This is a genomic window from Kitasatospora sp. NBC_00374 (assembly GCF_041434935.1).
In the GTDB taxonomy this organism is placed as follows: Bacteria; Actinomycetota; Actinomycetes; order Streptomycetales; family Streptomycetaceae; genus Kitasatospora.
On record NZ_CP107964.1, the window covers coordinates 7340496 to 7357600 of the forward strand.

A 17105-nucleotide genomic window follows, 5' to 3' on the forward strand; every position below is an offset into this window, starting at 1 on the left:
GCGCGATGTCCTCGGGATCCGCGCACCGGCCGCGCAACCGCCAGGGCTCCTGCGGCGTCTGGGCGGTCTACCGCCAGGTGTCGGCGACGGTCACGGTCCCGGTGGGCGGGGTGGTGGTGGAGCGGTTCGGACCGTCCTCCCAGGTGACACTGCCGTCGGCGTCCTTGCGGAGGTACTTGTACTGGACGGTCGTGTTCGGCGGCAGCGAGGCGAAGCCGGTCCACTGCGGGTTGACGGTGGCGCTGGTGGTGAGCGGGACGGCTCCGGCCGGGTCCCAGGCGCCGAGTTCGGCGGGGCTGCCGGTGACGTAGAGGGTCTGGCCCCACCGGGTGGCCGCGGTGACGTGGAAGACCGCGGTGAGGGGGTTGCCGCCGGCCACGTTCCACCGGTCGTCGAAGGCGGTCCCGCCGCCGGGGGAGACGAAGGCCGAGCGGTCGGGTACGTCCTCCCGGGTCAGCGTGCCGGTCGCGGTGCGCCTGAGGTACGTGTACTGCACCTGGCCGCCGGGCGGCAGCCGGAGGTCGCCGTACCAGGTCGGGTAGCTGCCGGTGTCGGTGGCGAGGGGGACGGCCCTGGCCGGGTCCCAGGCGCCGAGTTCGGCCGTGCTGCCGGAGATCAGCAGGGTGTCTCCGGGGCCGGCGGCGGCGGTCAGTCGGACCGGCACGGTGACGCCCGGCGGGTGGTCCGCCCCGGTGTCGAAGGCGAAGGCGGGGGTGGCCGGGCCGGTGATCAGGCCGCCGAGCAGTGCCGTCAGCAGGGCGGCCGGGCGCAGCCGGCCGCCGCTGCCGGGACGGTGAAAGGGCATGGGATCCCCCTGGAGTGGCGGTGGTGGGGCGGTCCGGGTCGGGCCGCAGGCCGCATCGAAGCACACCGGGGCGGGCGGTGTTGAAATTTCTTTCATCATCTTGCGCAAGGAGCGACGGGTTCCGGCCGCGGCCGTCCCGTGGGCACCGGCCGAGGGCGGCCGCCACCATCCTCGTACCCGACCATGCCCGCTGAGCAGGGCACTCCCGCCGGCGGTGGGGGGCCGGTGGGTACCCTCGTGGCCGCCGGGCGGCAGGCGGCTGCCGTCGTGCCGTCAGGAACGGCACGGCGCAGGACGGCCGGAACTGTTCGTCCGGCGGCGTCCGGCGTCGTAGCGTCCGGCTCCGGTGGGGTCAGCCGGAGTTCGACGGGGTGGACCGGTGGGCGGCCCGGTCGGGGCCGGCCGGCGGCCCGGGCTCCGGCGGCGTGCCGGGCCGCGGGGGTACGCCGAGTGTGGCGAGCTGCTGCCGCAGGTCGCGGACCTCGGCGGTGAGGTCGAGGATGGCCCGGTGGTTGACGTGGTCGATGCGGTCCTCGGCCTCGAAGCGGGCGACGAACCACGCCGCGATGTTGGCGGTCACCACACCCAGCAGGGCGATGCCGGACAGCATCAGTGCGACGGCCAGCAGCCGGCCCAGGCCGGTGGTCGGGGTGAGGTCGCCGTAGCCGACGGTGGTCATGGTGGTGAAGGACCACCAGAGCGCGTCGTCGAGCGTGCGGATGCTGGCCGTCGGCGACGAGCGCTCGATCTCCAGGACGGCGAGCGAGCCGAAGACCAGCAGTCCGAGGACCGCGCCGGCCACGTACGTGGTCAGCCGGACCTGGGAGGCCATCCTGACCCGCCGTCCGGCCAGCAGCAGGGTCGACACCAGGCGCAGCAGCCGCAGCGGTTGGACGAGCGGCAGGACGACCGACGCCAGGTCGAGCGGGCTGCTGCGGACGAACTGCCAGCGCCGGTCGGCCAGCAGCAGCCGGGTCCCGTAGTCGGCGGCGAAGGCCGCCCACACGCCCCACTCGACCCAGGCGGCGCCGCGCAGGAACCGCCCGTCGGCCCCGGGGAAGAGGATCGGCACCGCGTACGCGAGGGCGAAGACCACGGACAGGGCGATCAGCGGGGTCTGGGTGTGGCGTTCCCAGCGTTCGCGGCGCGTCGTCGCCGACTGCTTTCCCAGGGCGACGGTGGAGGTTGCAGACACGCAGCCAGGCTAAGCCCCCGCGAGGTACGGGCCGGACGGCCCGGTCGGTACCTCCGCCCCGGCGAGGTCTCCGCGCGTCCCGGGTGTCCCGCCACCGATCTCACCGGATCGGCCGCAGGATGGCAGGGCCGGGCGGGCCGGTGCGCGGAGGAGGACGGACATGGCGATCAGGTGCGTGGTGGCGGCGGTCGACGGCTCGCCGGAGAGCCTGCGGGCGGTCGACTGGGCGGCCGACGACGCGGCCCGCCGGAGCGTTCCGCTGAGGCTGGTGCACGCCTGCCTGTGGGAGCGGTACGAGGCGGAGACCGAGGACGAGGACGAGCCGCTGTCCATCCGCACCGAGGTGAACCGGCTGATGGCCGGCGCGCTGGCACGGGCGGCCGCGCGGCAGCCCGGCGTGCCGGCCGCGACGGAGGTGCTGCCGCAGGACCCGGTGCCCGCGCTCACCGGGCTGGGCGAGCTGGAGCCGCTGCTGGTGCTGGGGGAGCGCGGCCACGGGGGTTTCGAGGGGCTGCTGCTGGGCTCGGTCGGCCTGCGGGTGGCCGCGCGGGCCCCGTATCCCGTGGTGGTGGTCCGAGGGGAGCCGGCCGATCCGACGGGCCGGTCCGGCCGGGTCGTCCTCGCGGTGGACGAGAACGAGGACGCGACGGCCGCCGCGGCCGGGTTCGCCGTCGAGCAGGCCCGGCTGCGCGGTGCGGAGCTGGAGCTGGTGCACGCCTGGCGCCCGGACTCCTTCCTGTCGGGCGGCTCGGTGCTGATGACCGGCACCACCCCGGAGGAGCTCGCCGGGCGGCTGCTGGCAGCGGTCGCGCTGCCCGGCGCCGACGGGCTGACCGTCCGCCGGGACGCGCGGCGGGGGCGGGCGGCCAAGGTTCTGCTGGAGGCGGCGGCCGACGCGGACCTCGTGGTGCTCGGCGCGGGGCGGCGGCACGGCCACGGCGGGCTGCAGCTGGGCTCGGTCAGCCACGCGGTGCTGCACCACGCGCGGTGCCCGGTGGCCGTGGTGCCGACGGGCTGACCGGCCCACGCCCACGGCGCGCCGCTGCCCTTCGACGTGTTGACGCGCGGGCCGGCGGCCCGGCGTCGGCTGGCCATGCGCCGAGGGGAAGCCGACCGTCCCGCTCCGCGAGACGGGTCGGGTCCGTTCTGTCCGCGCCCCGCGCGGCCGGCCCGCGATCGTGCGCACCGGATCGATCCCGTCGGCCCGGGAGTGCGGCCGCCGAGCGGCCCCGATCGGGCCGCCGCCGCGGCCGGGTCGGACCGGCGAAGTGTCAATCCGCGTGTCTTGACAGTGATTTGGCCAGTGGACATACTCACGGCCAGCCTGAAGACGGGAGTTCCCGTCGAGACGCAGCACGTCCGAGCCCGTGACGTCGACGCTGTCCGGCCTCTCGGGGGGAGCTCGGTCGCCGGTGCGGAGCGGACGGCACCGCCCTGCGCCGGGAACCCCTACCCAGGCCGCCGCACGGAGCCGCCGGCGGCTCCCGATCACCCTCGCAGCACCCTGCGGGCCGTCCCCCGCACCGGGGCGAGGGCTCCGGGAACGGCTCGGCCGCCCGAGACCGTCAGGCGCCCGCCGAGGCCGCAGTGCTGCCGTGTCATGCCAGGAAAGGCGCCACCGATGAGCACTCCCCACTCCTCCGGAGGCGGGTCGGGCCTGCGCTCGAACGTCCTCGGAACCTTCGACACGATCGTGATGGCGGTGGCCGGCAGCGCCCCGGCCTACTCGCTCGCCGCCACCACCGCCACCCTCGCCGGTGCCGCGGGGCTGTTCTCGCCCGCGGCGCTGCTCTGGTGCGCGATACCGATGCTCGGCATCGCCTGGGCCTTCAACTACCTCGGCCGGATCGACGTCAACGCCGGCGCCAGCTACTCCTGGGTCGGCCGGGCGCTGCACCCGGCGCTGGGCTTCATGAGCGGCTGGGCACTGGTGGTCTCCGCCACCCTCTTCATGGTGGCCGGCTCACTGCCCGCCGGGTCGTACACCCTCTCGCTGTTCTCGCCCGAGCTGGCCGAGAACACCGCACTGGCGACCACGGTCGGGGCCGGCTGGTTCCTGCTGATGGCCGGTCTGGTGCTGATGGGCGCCCGGATCACCGCCCACGCCCAATGGATCATGACGGGCATCGAGATCGCGATCCTGGTCGTCTTCGGCGTGGCCGCGCTCGTCCACGGCGGCTCCGCGGCGGTCTTCTCCTGGTCCTGGATCTGGGGCTTCGGGAACTTCGGCGGGGTGAGCGGCTTCGCCGCCGCGGCCCTGATCGCCGCCTTCTACTTCTGGGGCTGGGACGTCACCGCCAACCTGAGCGAGGAGACGGCCGACAGCCGCCGCAACGCGGGCCTCGGCGGCCTGCTCGGCGTGGCGACCGCCTTCGCGATCTTCGAGATGGTGACCATCTCGGTCAACCTGATCATCAGTCAGGAGGACATCCAGGCCAACAGCGGCACCCTGCTCGCCGACCTGGGCGAGGCCGTCTGGCCCGGCTGGGGCGGCAAGGTGCTGGTCGTCGCGGTGGTGCTGTCGACCGTCGCCACCCTGGAGACCACCCTGATCCAGGTCTCCCGCTCGCTCTTCGCGATGGGCCGCGACCGCACCGTCCCCGCCGCCTTCGGCCGCTCCCACCTGCGCTGGCAGACCCCGTGGGTGGCCCTCGCCGCCGTCTCCGTCGTCTCCCTGCTGCTGTTCGTGGCCTCCAACGCGCTCGGCTCCGTCAACACCATCCTGACCGCCGCGGTCAACGCCATCGGACTGCAGATCGCCTTCTACTACGCGCTGGCCGGACTCGCGGTCGTGGTCGCCTACCGCAGGCTGCTGTTCAAGTCGGTCTCCAACGCCGTGTTCATCGGACTCTGGCCGCTGACCGGCGCGCTGTTCATGGCCTTCGTCTTCGTCCAGGCCCTCTTCGACTTCACCGCCCTCCAACTCGGCCTGGGGCTCGGCACCCTGGCCCTCGGCCTCGTCCCGATGGGGTGGTACTGGGCCCGGGGCAGCTCCTACTACCAGCCGGCCCGACTCGACGCGGCCGACGCCGACGACATCGAAGCCCGCTACGGAGAGAGCGAGTTGAGCGTGGCAGCCGCCGACCGGGGCGGCCTCGCCACCGATCTGTGACCCCCGCGCGGTGGGCCGCCCGGCCGGGCGGCCCACCGCCGCGTCCCCCCCGTCGTCCACCACAGGAGAGCGAGCCCGTGGCCAGAGCGCGCAGCCGTCCCTCGTCGTCCGCCTTCGATCCGACCCTCGGTGACCGACCGCTCGCCGAGGCACGCCAGGACGTCCTGGTCGGCCGCTGGCAGGGCGCGCGCGACCTGCTGCGCGCCACCGGACGGGACTGGGACCGCCGCACCCACCGGATGCGCCTGCTGGCGGACGCGGCCGCCGGCAACCGTACCGTCGAGACCTGGCAGGCCGCCGAACCGGGCAGCCGCGACGCCATGGTGCTGCGCGCCGAGACCGACGTGATGCGCCTGTTCAACGCCGTCGCGGCGGGTGCCCCACCGCTGCCCGGCGCGGACGCCACCGACCGCGACCGCCTCGACCGCGCCGTACGGACCTGCCTCCTGGCCGCGGACGGCAGCCCCGAGGACCCGGTGCCCTGGGTCTCGCTGATGACCCTGGCCCGCCTCTACGCGGGCGGCCACCCGCACACCGGGCAGTGGTGGCGCGAACTGCAGGCCCGGGACCGCGACAGCCGCGAGGGCCACCACCAGGTGCTGCGCCACGTCTCCGCCCGCTGGCACGGATCGCACGCCAAGATGTACAACTTCGCCTGGGACACCGCCTCCTTCGCGCCGTCCGGCTCCCCCCTCCTCGCGCTCACCCAGGCCGCCCGCGCCGAGCACTACCGCAGCCTCGCCGCGATCGGCGAGGCCACCGACCTGATGCTCTCCCAGCACTGGAAGAGCGAGGTCGCCGTCCGGGATCTCGACCAGACCTGCGAGCACTGGCTGCGGCACCGCGCCTTCGAGTTCGCCCAGGACGTCGCCGACCTCAACTACCTCGCGCACGGCCTGGTGATGGCCGGCATGACCGACCAGGCCCGGTACGTCTTCACCCTGCTCGGCAACCGCCCGACCCGGGTGCCGTGGGCCTACTCGGACGACCCGGAGGAACTCTTCCGCCGCTGGTACGACCGCCTGACGCGCTGACGGCGCCCGCGGGGCCGGTGCCCGGGCGTCCTGGCCGGATGCGCCCGGGAACCGCCCCGCGGGACTGCCGTCAGACGCCCTGCTCCTGCTCGGCCTCCACCTGGGCGTTCCACTCGCGCTTGCCCGCCCGCCAGGCCTCGTCGCTCTGGCCGAGCCGCCAGTAGCCCGAGATCGACAGCCGCTCGCGCGGGACGCCCCGGTCCAGCCGCAGCAGGCGCCGGAGCTCCTTCACGAAGCCCGCCTCGCCGTGCACGAAGGCCGACACCTCGCCGGCGGGGAACTCCAGCGCCGCCACCGCCTCGACGAGGGCCTCGCCCACCGGGCGGTCGCCGCGGTGCAGCCAGGTGACGCCCACGCCGTCCGGCGTGATGATCTTCTGCTCCTCCGCCGGGCCGTCCACCTCGACCAGCGCGTGGACCACGGCGCCCGCGGGCATCCGCTCCATGGCCGCCGCGATCGCGGGCAGGGCGCTCTCGTCGCCCGCCAGCAGGTGCCAGTCGGCGGCCGGATCCGGCGCGTAGCCGCCCCCGGCACCGGCGATCCGCACCGCCTCCCCGGGCAGCGCCGTCGCAGCCCAGGGCCCCGCCAGGCCCTCGTCGCCGTGGACCACGAAGTCGACGGTCAGCTCCCGCGGCTCCGGATCCCAGGCCCGCACCGTGTACGTCCGGGACACCGGCCACTGCTCCCGCGGGAACTCCTCGCGGATCCGCGCCAGATCGAACGGCTCCGGGTAGCTCACGCCCGCGGCCGGGAACAGCAGCTTGACGTACCGGTCGGTGAACTCCGAGCCGTCGAAGCCCTCCAGGCCCGCGCCCCCGAGGACCAGCCGCACCATGTGCGGAGTGATCCGCTCGGTCCGCACCACCTCCGCCGTACGGACCCGAGGTGCCTTGCGTGCCGACTGTTCCGCCATGAGAATCCCCCTGATCCGGCCTGACCGTGCCGAGCCAAACTAACACCCGGCTCAGGCCCGCGCGCCCCGCAGCTCAAGGGTGCAGCACTTGACGCTGCCGCCGGCCTTGAGCAGTTCGGTGATGTCGACGCCGATCGGCTCGAAGCCCCGCCGGCGCAGCGCCTCGGCCAGCCCGACGGCCGCCTCCGGCAGCACCACCCGCCGGCCGTCGGACACCGCGTTCAGGCCGAACACCACGGCGTCCTCGGCGGTCGCCAGCACGGCGTCCGGGTAGAGCTCGGCAAGGGTGCGCAGGCTCTCGGCCGAGAAGGCGCCCGGGTAGTACATGATCTCGGTGTCGCTCAGCACGGCGAGCGCGGTGTCCAGGTGGTAGTAGCGCGGGTCGACCAGCTCCAGCGTGACCACCGGACGGCCGAGCACCCGCTGCGCCTCGGCGTGCGCGCGGCGGTCGGTGCGAAACCCGGTGCCGGCCAGGATGCGCTCGCCGACCACCAGGTAGTCGCCCTCGCCCTCGTTGCTGAACTCGGCCCGGTGCACCGTCCCGTAGCCCCGGGCGCGGAACCACTCGGCGTAGGCCGGCGCCTCGCCGGTGCGCTCCGGGTGGTGGAAACGCGCCACCAGGGCCCTGCCGTCCACCACGGTCGCGCCGTTGGCGGCGAACACCATGTCCGGCAGACCGGGCAGCGGCTCGATCAGCTCGACGGTGTGGCCGAGCTCCACGAAGAGGGCGTACAGCTGCTCCCACTGGGCTATCGCGAAGTCGGTGTCGGTCGGCTTGGCCGGGTCCATCCACGGGTTGATGGAGTAGTCGACGGTGAAGTGGGTCGGCCGGCACATCAGGTAGTGGCGTGGGCGGGCGGTACGGGTGATGTCCGAGGACACGTGCGGTATTCCTTCCGAAGGGGTGGTACGGGCAGGGGGCCGGAGCACGGCGTCACGATCCGACGGCCTGGTCGAAGGTGAACAGGCCGTCCGGGTCGACGCGCTTCTTGATCTCCACGAGGCGCGGGTAGTTGGCGCCGTAGTACGCGGTGCGCCAGTCCGTCAGATCGGGGTCGGTAAAGTTGAGATAGGACCCTTCGGCCAGGTACGGCGCCACCGCCTCCCGCAGGTCCGCCAGCCAGCGGAGGTTCGCCGCCACGGCGGCCGGGCCGTCCCGCTCGTCCCAGGACGTGTCCATGCTGACCAGGTACTGCGCGTGGCGGTGGACGAAGGCGGTGTCCGCCTGGTCCACCCGGTTGATCGCGCCGCCCCAGCCGAACAGGGCGAGGCCGCAGCCATCCGGGTTGCCGCTGCCCGGACGGCGGGCGAGCAGGCCGAGGACCTCGGTGACGGCCTCGGGGGGCAGCGGCTCGGTGGCGAAGCCCGTGCGTACCGCGAACGCCCCGCCCGAGGTCTCGTGCAGCAGGTAGTCCTTGGCCTGCCAGAAGGTGCGGTCGGCGATGTCCGCGCGGAGCGGACGGGCCGCGGCCAGGACCGGGGCGAGGAGTTCGCGCAGCTCGCTCGCCGGGCCCAGGTGCAACCCGACGGCCGACACCACGATGTCCGGGCCGTCGGCGGCGCTGACGCCGAGCCGCACCGAGAGCTCGTCCGGTGCCTGCCGCATGACCTCCTGCAGCACCGCGAAGACGGCGGGAGCGTCGCCGCCGTCCCACAGCAGCAGGCAGGTGGAGACGTCCGGCACCGGGGAGGCCTGGAAGGTGAAGGAGACGTTGATGCCGAAGTTGCCTCCGCCGCCGCCCCGGCAGGCCCAGAACAGGTCCGGGTTCCGGTGGGCGTCGCAGGTCACCAGCTCGCCGTCGGCGGTCACCAGCGTGGTGCGCACGAGCGCGTCCGCCGTCAGCCCGAGCCGGCGCGAGGTCGCGGCGGACCCGCCGCCGAGCGCGAGGCCCGCGATGCCCACCGACGCGCCGTTGCCGAGCGCGAACGCGATCCCGTGCGGCTCGATCGCGGCGTAGACGTCCGCCATCAGCGCGCCGCCCGCCGCCGTGACGAGGCCGGTGGAGCCGTCGGCGGTCACCGTGTTCAGTGCCCTGGTGTCCACGACCAGGCCGGTGTTGACGGAGTAGCCCGCGTAACTGTGCCCGCCGCCGCGCGGGACGACGGGGACGCCCTCCTCGCGGGCCCACTCGACGGCGCGCCGCACGTCGGCGACGTCCGCCACGGCGAGGACGCCGCTCGGCGCGGTCCGGGTGAACCGCCGGTTGAACGGCGCGCTGGACGTGTCGAACCCGGGCTCGCCCGGGCGCAGCACGCGGCCGGCCACGCTCTTCTCCAACTGCCGCCAGGCGGCCTCGGACACCTCGTTCACGCTGTCACGCCCATACTCAGCACACCTCTTCGATGCAGGACGTCCCGGTCGCGGCGTGCGGGCCGTAGCGTTCCCAGACCTCGTGCAGCCGCACCCTGCCGTCCTCGGTCAGTTCGGGGGTGTTCACCGTGTGCCCGCAGACCACCTCGCCGGTCACGAACACGATGGTGTACCCCATGGCGAGGGAGCCGTCCGGCTGCCGGGTGCCGGCGGTCCAGCCGCGCCGGATCGCACCGCCGGCGACCTCGCCCCAGACCAGGTCGTCCTGCTGGTGGTAGACGGCGACCGTCTCGGCGTCGCCGTCCGCCGCGCGGAACCTGCGCCCGTCGTAGTCGATCACGAGGCCGGCCCCGCCTGCGCCGGGCCGTCGGCCTCCTGGTCGAGGAACTCGGCCGCCATCGCGCGGTCCCACCAGACGGCGTAGTACGCGAAGTCCTCGTCGCGCTCGTTGACGATGCTGTGATCGACCCCGGGACGGATGAACGCGAGGTCCCCGGCGGCGAGTTCGTACCGCTGGTCGCCGGTGACCACCTCGGCGCGGCCGGCCATGCAGATGAAGATCTCCCGCTCGTGGTGGGAGTGCACCTCGGAGACGTCGCCCGGGCGCAGCACGCACCAGGCTCCGAGGAACGGCGTGTTCAGCCCCGGCCAGGGCTGGAGCAGTCTGAGATCCAACCCGTGGTCGCGGATCAGGTGCTCCGGCTCACGCGTGCGGATGGTCACGTCGGCATGCTTCCGGTCGGTCAACGTTCCACTCCGATCGATGTCCTCTGATGGGCGGCCGTGCGACAGGCCTCAGGCTAGGATCCGGTGGTGCCCCGGGGACAGGGGAACTCTTCCCTCCCGCACGGGAATCTGCGATCACGCCGCAGGTGGTGCGCGCGGCCCCCGTTACGGCCGGCCCTGCCCGAGGCCGGCGTCCCGGGCCAGCACGATGGCCTGGGCGCGGTCGGCCACGCCGAGCTTGCCGAAGATCGCGGAGATGCGGTTGCTGATGGTCTTGGACGCGAGCGCGAGTTCGCGGGCGATGGCGGTGTTCGACTTGCCCGCGGCGATGCGTTCGAGCACGTCGCGTTCCCTGTCGGTGAGTTGGGGGAACGGGTAGTAGCGCCGACCGGTGGTCGGGCGGATCAGGGCGGCGAGCCGTCCGGCGATCGACTTGTCCACGATCGCCTGTCCGGCCGCGACGGCCTGGATGCCGCGGAGGATCTGGTCGGCGTCGGCCCGCTTGACGAGGTAGCCGCGCGCGCCGGCGTGGAACGCGGACGTGACGGCCTTGTCCTCGTCCACCGAACTGAAGACGAGGACACCCGTGCCGGGGGTCAGCCGCAGGACCTGCGCGATCACCTCCATGCCGGTCGGCTCGTCCATCAGCGGGTCGATCACCAGGACGTCGGGCCGGTAGCGCGAGGTCTCGGCGAGTACCTCGCCGGTCGTGGCGGCCTCGCCGACCACCGACACCCCGCCGGAGTGTTCGAGCATCGACCGGACGCCGTGCCGGATCGCGGGTTGGACGTCGGCCAGCAGGACGGTGAGGGGGGCAGGACCGGTGCGTAAGGATGCGGGTGCGCGGTCGGGCCGGTGACTCGAATTGTCCGGTCGCGTATCCAGGTGCGATGGCACTGGCCAATGTAAACCATTGATGCTCCCATTTCGGTTCATCTGCCCCTCTGAAAAGAAAGTTCCTCCGGCTGGGGTCGTTCAGGGCAGGGCCGGCCGACCGCGACGCCCGGTACTACCGCCTCGGATCACGCGACTCGTGATCGATGTTGTCGTTGGGCAATGATGCTGGCTGATGCGACATTGGAGCAAGTGTTCGTCTGGGTTTCGGAGTTGCCAATTCCGGACGAGTGGTTCCTGCCGATAGGGGTAGCTTGTGCCGTTCTGGGTCGGGAGCGATCGACCCGCCCCGGTCGGCGCCGTGGACCGACCGCGGCGCCCGGCCTCATGAATATACGAATCACCGGGAATCCACGCCCGTCCGGTGGGGGATCCGAACCGAAATCAAAAAGCCGCCGGAATGTGGAGGGGTCGGCGCGGACACGGTATTCACCCGCGCCCCGGCGCCGGCTCAGGTACCCGCGGACTCGACCATGCCGATGTCGCGCGCCCGGCGCAGAATCTCCTCCCGGCTGCGCCAGTGCGACCAGAAGGCGCCGGTGTACCCGAGCCCGCTGAGACTGGTGAGGAAAGGGTTGTCCGCGTAGTTGTTGTCGTGCTCGCTGGAGCCGGACAGCGTCGGCAGCATCACCCGGTGGTAGTCGGCGGGGTCGATCAGGTCCCAGAGCAGATCCACGGAGCGGCTCCACCGCTCGGACGGATCGGCGGCGGACGCCGGATCCTCCAGCAGATCGGGTGAGAAGTAGCAGACCAGCCGGAAGTTGCCCTGCTCGTCGAACATGAACTGCCGCTCGTACTCCACCGGGCCGGAGCACTCGGCCTGCGGCTTCAGCACGATCGGCCCGGTGGCCGTGTTGGACTGCAGCCCCGGCACCGTCCGCACCCCGTCGCACTGCTCGGCGATCGCGATGCCCATCGGCGTGTACGGGAACAGCCGCAGCCCCAGCGAGAACCCGGTCACGGTGGCGTCCAGCGCCATGAACGCCTCGACGCAGTCCCGCATGGACTCGGGTGTCTCACCGGGCATCCCGAACAGCGCCTCGACCATGGTGAGCATGCCGCGCTCGTGGCAGAGCCGGACCAGCCGCTCGGTGTCGGCGAAGTCGTAGTAGGTGGTGCCCTTCTCGGTCACCTTCCAGCCCTGCAGCATGTCCTTGCGGACGTGGTCGGATCCCACGTTGACGCCGCGGCAGCCCGCGGCGGCGAGCAGGTCGGCGAACTCCTCGTCGAACGGGCTGGGTTGGCAGTACACCCAGAGCCGCAGGTCGTTCAGCGGGTTCGCCGGATCGGCGTGCCTGCGGCGGACGATCTCGCGCAGCAGGCTCTTCGCGTGGGAGATGGCGAGGTTGAACTCGCTGTCCGTGGTGTGCTGGTCGAGGATGCCCTGGGCGGCGAGCGACTGCATCTCGTCCACCACGGACTCGACCTCCCGCCGGCCGGTCCGCACCCCCTTGGCGTCCGGCTCCACACAGTGCGAGCAGCGGTACGTGCAGCCGTTCTTGGTGAGGATGCCGCCCAGCCCGCCGCGCTGGTAGTACAGCAGGTTGTCGACCTTGTACGGCGCACCGGAGCGCCGCACGTACGTCGCCGCGGTGTCGACCTGCCACACCCGGGGCTCGAACTGCCCGGCGGGCAGCGGCGCCGCCGGCATGCCGTGCCGTACGGAGAGCACCGCCGGCGGCACCCGGAAGACGCCCTGGGGGGTGTTGCGGATCAGACCGGCCACCGTCGCCGGGTCGCGCCCGGTGGCCAGGGCGTCGGCCAGGTCGCAGATGATCCGCTCACCGGGGCCCTTGACGCCGTAGTTGATGCCGAAGTAGTCGACCAGGGCGAACGGCATGGTGGAGAACCCGATGCCGCCGCCGACGATCGGCGCGTCGGTGAGCCGCTTGATCTCGGTGATGATCTCCTTGTGCTCGCCGACGAACGGACGCTGCTCGAAGGCGTAGACGGTGTCGGTGTTGCGAACGGTGACGCCGATGAGCATCGGGCTGCGCACCGCGAAGTACTCGGCGAGGCAGGACTTCCAGTCCTCGCGGTGGAACGTGAGGTCGAGGACCTCGACCTCGAAGCCGGCCGCCTCCAACGAGGTGGTGAGCACGTCGAGCGCGTAGGGCGCGATCGGCGGATGCACCTTGTTGGGGTTGACCAGAAGGACAGGACGTCTGCTCATCGGTTTCCTCCACGTGGCCTGCACGCGCAGGCGAATGACCGCTGCGTGTTCCCCCACCGGCGCGGAGGGGGAACACGCAGCGCTCGCGGCACTGATGTGGTTGTCGTGCTAGACGATGCCGAGGCTGATCCCGAACTCGGGCCTGCCGCCCACCAGGTAGGCGCCGGCCGACTGGAGGATGCGGTCCTGGGCGATGAGGTGCTGGCACATGGTCGTGGTGTCGCGCAGCCAGCGGTCCATGGGTGAGGTGCGGCTGATGGACCAGGTCTGGAGCAGGTCGTAGAGCCGGTTGACGATGGAGCGGGAGGTGCGGAAGGCGTGCAGCCAGGCGAGTGGTGAGGCGGCGCGTTCGTCGGGGGTGAGGTCGTCGAGGGTGCCGCCGGCGGCGAGGACCTCCCATTGGCGGCGCATGCTGCCGTAGACGCCGTTGCGGGTGGCGTTGTAGTCGGCCTCGCACTCGGCCAGGGTGACCTGGACGCGGAAGCTGTCGGACCAGGCGGTGCCGGTCATCCGGTCGACCCGGGTGAGGGCGGTCTCCCGGGCGTGGTCGAGTGCCGCGCGCGCCACCCCGAGCGGCACCCCGCACATGCTGCGGGTGAAGGCGTCCGGCTGGGCGAGCGGGCCGGGCCGCCCGTGGACGGTGGAGAAGGTGTAGGTGTGCTCCTCGGGGACGAACACGTCGGTGACGGTGTAGTCGCAACTGCCGCTGCCGCACAGGCCGGTGGTGTGCCAGTTGTCGATCGGGACGACCTCCGCCCGGGGCACCATGAACTGGCGGGACTCGTGCGGGTTGCTGCCGTCCGGGCTGGCGTAGGGCTCGCCGTCCTGGTAGACGAAGGCGCCCGAGGTCACCCAGTCGCAGTGGCCGATCCCGCTGCCGAAGGACCAGCGGCCGCTCAGCCGGAAGCCGCCGGGGACGCGCTCGGCCCGCCCGGACGGCTGGAGCAGCCCGGCGGTGATCATGTCCGGCCGGGGGAACATCTCCTTGGCGACGGCCTGGTCCAGGAAGTTGCTGTAGATCCCGGTGTTGGCCCCGATCACCCCGCACCAGGCGGCGGAGGCGTCCCCGTAGGCGAGCGCCTCGACCACCTCCGTCTGTTCGAGTGAGGTCAGCTCCAGCCCGCCCCACTCCCGGTTGAAGCACATCCGGAAGATGCCGGTGCCGCGCAGCAGTTCCACCACGTCGGCGGGCAGCCGCCGGGCCTGCTCGATCTCGTCCGCCCGCGCCCGCAGGACGGGCGCCAGCGCCTTCGCCCGGGCCAGGAGTTCGGCCGCGGTGGTGGGTGCCTCGGTGCCCGGAGTCCCGGTCAAGGTCATGTCATCGCCCCTCAGCTGATTGGTCACGCCGGTCGGTCACTCGGTCTCCGGTACGGGACGGCCTACTTGACGAGGCCGAGGCTGATCCGGAACCTGGGAGTCCCGCCCAGCAGGTAGGCGCCGACCGACTCCAGGACGGCGTCCTGGGCGGTGAGGTTCTGGCACATGGTCGTGGTGTCGCGCAGCCAGCGGTCCATGGGTGAGGTGCGGCTGATGGACCAGGTCTGGAGCAGGTCGTAGAGCCGGTTGACGATGGAGCGGGAGGTGCGGAAGGCGTGCAGCCAGGCGAGTGGTGAGGCGGCGCGTTCGTCGGGGGTGAGGTCGTCGAGGGTGCCGCCGGCGGCGAGGACCTCCCATTGGCGGCGCATGCTGCCGTAGACGCCGTTGCGGGTGGCGTTGTAGTCGGCCTCGCACTCGGCCAGGGTGACCTGGACGCGGAAGCTGTCGGACCAGGCGGTGCCGGTCATCCGGTCGACCCGGGTGAGGGCGGTCTCCCGGGCGTGGTCGAGTGCCGCGCGCGCCACCCCGAGCGGCACCCCGCACAGCGCGCGCATGAAGGACTCCGGCTGGGCCAGCGGACTGCGCCGGCCACGCACTTCGTAGAAGGTGAAGGTGTGCTCCTCGGGGACGAACACGTCGGTGATGGTGTAGTCGCAACTGCCCGTCCCGCACAGGCCGGTGGTGTGCCAGTTGTCGACCGTCTCGACCTGGTCGCAGGGCACGATGAACTGCCGGGACTCGTGCGGGTTGCTGCCGTCCGGGCTGGCGTAGGGCTCGCCGTCCTGGTAGACGAAGGCGCCCGAGGTCACCCAGTCGCTGTGGCCGATCCCGCTGCCGAAGGACCAGCGGCCGCTCAGCCGGAAGCCTCCGGGGACGCGCTCGGCCCGCCCGGCCGGGGCGAGCACCCCGGCGGTGATCATGTCCAGGCTGGGGTAGATCTCCTTGACCACCCGCTGGTCCAGGAAGTTGCCGAGCAGACCGGTGTTGGCCCCGATCACGCCGCACCAGGCGGCGGAGGCGTCCCCGTAGGCGAGCGCCTCGACGACCTGGGTCTGCTCCATCGAGGTCAGCTCGGGGCCGCCCCACTCGCGGCCGAAACCCATCCGGAAGATGCCGGTGCCGCGCAGCAGCTCCACCACGTCGGCGGGCAGCCGCCGGGCCTGCTCGATCTCGTCCGCCCGCGCCCGCAGGACGGGCGCCAGGGCCTTCGCCCGGGCCAGGATCTCCGCGGCGGTGGTGGGCGCCTCGGCCCCGGGGGTCTGCGTCGTGGTCATGTGTCCGTCCCTCGGCTGGTCGTTGGTGCCGGTCATTCGTCCACGTCCAGCAGGCCGGCCGGCATGGCGAACGGTGCGTCCGCGACCGGCGGGCCGACCGGCTCGGCGTCCAGCTCGACCAGGGCGGCCGCCCCGGCGAGCCGGTCCCGGCAGGTCGGGACGGAGTCGGCCTCGCACACCACGAAGGAGTGGCGCGCCAGGTACCCGCCGGGCGGCAGGCGGAGCGTGCTGCCCGGCTCGGCCATCGGGGCCGCGGCGACCAGGCCGGGCGCCTGCGTCGGCACCGTGACCGACCGCAGCAGGCAGTCCCGCTCCGGGTAGCCGAACCGGATGCCGGCCACCGCCCGCCGGGCCGGTGCGGTGTCCGGCCGCCGGCCGGTGGCCACGTCGAACAGCACCTCCCCGGGCTCGATGCCGGTGGCGATCCGGCCCAGGAACGGGATGAGGTCCCCGCCGAGCCGGCCGTTGATCTCGATGATCAGCGGCCCGCGGTCGGTCAGCCGGACCTCGGTGTGGGTGATGCCGTCCTCGATGCCGAGCGCCTGGTGGGCGCGGGCCAGCGTCCGCATCAGCTCCTGGTCCGCCAGCAGCGGGTCGGCCGCGTCGACGACGTGGCCGACCTCCTCGAAGTACGGGTGGTCGCTGCTGTCCTTGCGGGCCACGAACAACGGCAGGTACTCGCCCTTGTGGACGGCGCCGTCGACGCTGATCTCCGGCCCGGGGGCGAACGCCTCGACGATGGCGCTGGCGCGGTACGGACCCGGGTCGACCCGGCTCGCGGACAGGGCGATGCGGAACGCCTCGTCCAGCTCGGACCGGTCGGCCGCGAACACCACACCGATGCTCGCGCCCATCGCCCGCGGCTTGAGCACCACCGGGTAGCCGATCCGCTCGGCCGCCGCCCTGGCGTGCTCCACGGTGGTGGTCAGCTCGAAGCCGGGCTGGTGCAGGCCCGCCGCGGTGAGCTCGGCCCGGGTGAGCTCCTTGTCCCGGCAGCCGCGCACGCCGCGCTCGGACAGCCCCGGCACGCCGAACTCGGCGGCCAGCAGGCCGGCGTCCAGCACCAGCGGCTCGTCCCAGCACATCACCCCGACGATCCGGCGCCGGGCGGCCACCTCCCGCGCGGCGGCGCCCATCACCGCGGAGTCGAAGACGTTGGCGACGACGACCTCGTCGAAGTACTCGCACTGCCAGGTGGGTTTGAGGTTGTTGAGCAGCACCAGCTCCAGTCCGGCCGCGCGGGCACGGCGGCTGATCGGTGCCACGAGGTACTCGCGGTACACCTTGAGCCCGCTGCCGACGACCAGCAGCGTCCCGTTGGTGGCGGTCATGCGTCCCCTCCCTCGGGGTC

The 17105-nt window shown here is 72.9% G+C and carries 15 protein-coding genes; 3 read left to right on the top strand and 12 right to left on the bottom strand.

Translation table 11 applies throughout. From position 1 onward, the window contains the following. Positions 1-67 precede the first annotated feature (67 nt). Both OG871_RS32595 and OG871_RS32600 read right to left on the bottom strand, forming a co-directional pair. Positions 68-805 (bottom strand): carbohydrate-binding module family 20 domain-containing protein, encoded by a 738-nt coding sequence (locus tag OG871_RS32595; RefSeq protein ID WP_371501696.1) that lies wholly within the window; start codon positions 803-805, stop codon positions 68-70. Between the two features lie 352 nt (positions 806-1157). Then, a complete protein-coding gene (locus OG871_RS32600) occupies positions 1158-2000 on the bottom strand; it encodes a potassium channel family protein (RefSeq protein ID WP_371501698.1) in 843 nt (280 codons plus the stop codon). Between the two features lie 160 nt (positions 2001-2160). Here OG871_RS32600 and OG871_RS32605 point away from each other — a divergent pair, with 160 nt between their 5' ends. From OG871_RS32605 to OG871_RS32615, 3 genes are all read left to right on the top strand, one after another. After that, positions 2161-3018 carry a universal stress protein gene (locus tag OG871_RS32605; protein ID WP_371501699.1) on the top strand — a complete coding sequence of 286 codons (858 nt, stop codon included), beginning with the start codon at positions 2161-2163 and terminating at the stop codon, positions 3016-3018. Between the two features lie 603 nt (positions 3019-3621). Continuing rightward, complete coding sequence (locus OG871_RS32610) at positions 3622-5112, top strand: APC family permease (RefSeq protein ID WP_371501700.1); 1491 nt, start codon at positions 3622-3624, stop codon at positions 5110-5112. Between the two features lie 77 nt (positions 5113-5189). After that, positions 5190-6146 carry a hypothetical protein gene (locus tag OG871_RS32615; protein WP_371501701.1) on the top strand — a complete coding sequence of 319 codons (957 nt, stop codon included), beginning with the start codon at positions 5190-5192 and terminating at the stop codon, positions 6144-6146. A 70-nt stretch (positions 6147-6216) separates the two neighbouring features. Here OG871_RS32615 and OG871_RS32620 read toward each other — a convergent pair whose 3' ends face one another. From OG871_RS32620 to OG871_RS32665, 10 genes are all read right to left on the bottom strand, one after another. Next, positions 6217-7059, bottom strand: a complete 843-nt coding sequence (locus tag OG871_RS32620) for a siderophore-interacting protein (protein WP_371501702.1) — start codon at positions 7057-7059, stop codon at positions 6217-6219. Positions 7060-7110: 51 nt separating this feature from the next. Beyond that, a complete protein-coding gene (ddaH, locus tag OG871_RS32625; protein WP_371501703.1) occupies positions 7111-7941 on the bottom strand; it encodes a dimethylargininase in 831 nt (276 codons plus the stop codon). Between the two features lie 52 nt (positions 7942-7993). After that, positions 7994-9370, bottom strand: coding sequence for an FAD-binding oxidoreductase (locus OG871_RS32630; RefSeq protein WP_371501705.1), 1377 nt, complete (start codon positions 9368-9370; stop codon positions 7994-7996). A 16-nt stretch (positions 9371-9386) separates the two neighbouring features. Beyond that, positions 9387-9710, bottom strand: a complete 324-nt coding sequence (locus OG871_RS32635; RefSeq protein ID WP_371501707.1) for a hypothetical protein — start codon at positions 9708-9710, stop codon at positions 9387-9389. Next, positions 9707-10093, bottom strand: coding sequence for a cupin domain-containing protein (locus OG871_RS32640; RefSeq protein WP_371501708.1), 387 nt, complete (start codon positions 10091-10093; stop codon positions 9707-9709). The genes OG871_RS32635 and OG871_RS32640 overlap by 4 nt, the downstream gene beginning before the upstream one ends. A gap of 168 nt (positions 10094-10261) precedes the next feature. After that, the gene (locus tag OG871_RS32645) at positions 10262-10897 is read right to left on the bottom strand and encodes a LuxR C-terminal-related transcriptional regulator (protein WP_371503487.1); all 636 of its coding nucleotides are present in this window, start codon (positions 10895-10897) and stop codon (positions 10262-10264) included. Positions 10898-11441: 544 nt separating this feature from the next. After that, the gene (gene tsrT, locus OG871_RS32650) at positions 11442-13163 is read right to left on the bottom strand and encodes a tryptophan 2-C-methyltransferase (protein WP_371501710.1); all 1722 of its coding nucleotides are present in this window, start codon (positions 13161-13163) and stop codon (positions 11442-11444) included. A gap of 108 nt (positions 13164-13271) precedes the next feature. Beyond that, positions 13272-14480, bottom strand: coding sequence for an acyl-CoA dehydrogenase family protein (locus OG871_RS32655; RefSeq protein ID WP_371501712.1), 1209 nt, complete (start codon positions 14478-14480; stop codon positions 13272-13274). A gap of 62 nt (positions 14481-14542) precedes the next feature. Continuing rightward, positions 14543-15754: an acyl-CoA dehydrogenase family protein gene (locus OG871_RS32660; RefSeq protein ID WP_371501713.1), complete on the bottom strand. Its 1212-nt coding sequence runs from the start codon at positions 15752-15754 to the stop codon at positions 14543-14545. Between the two features lie 32 nt (positions 15755-15786). Continuing rightward, a complete protein-coding gene (locus tag OG871_RS32665) occupies positions 15787-17085 on the bottom strand; it encodes an ATP-grasp domain-containing protein (protein ID WP_371501714.1) in 1299 nt (432 codons plus the stop codon). Between the last annotated feature and the right edge of the window lie 20 nt (positions 17086-17105).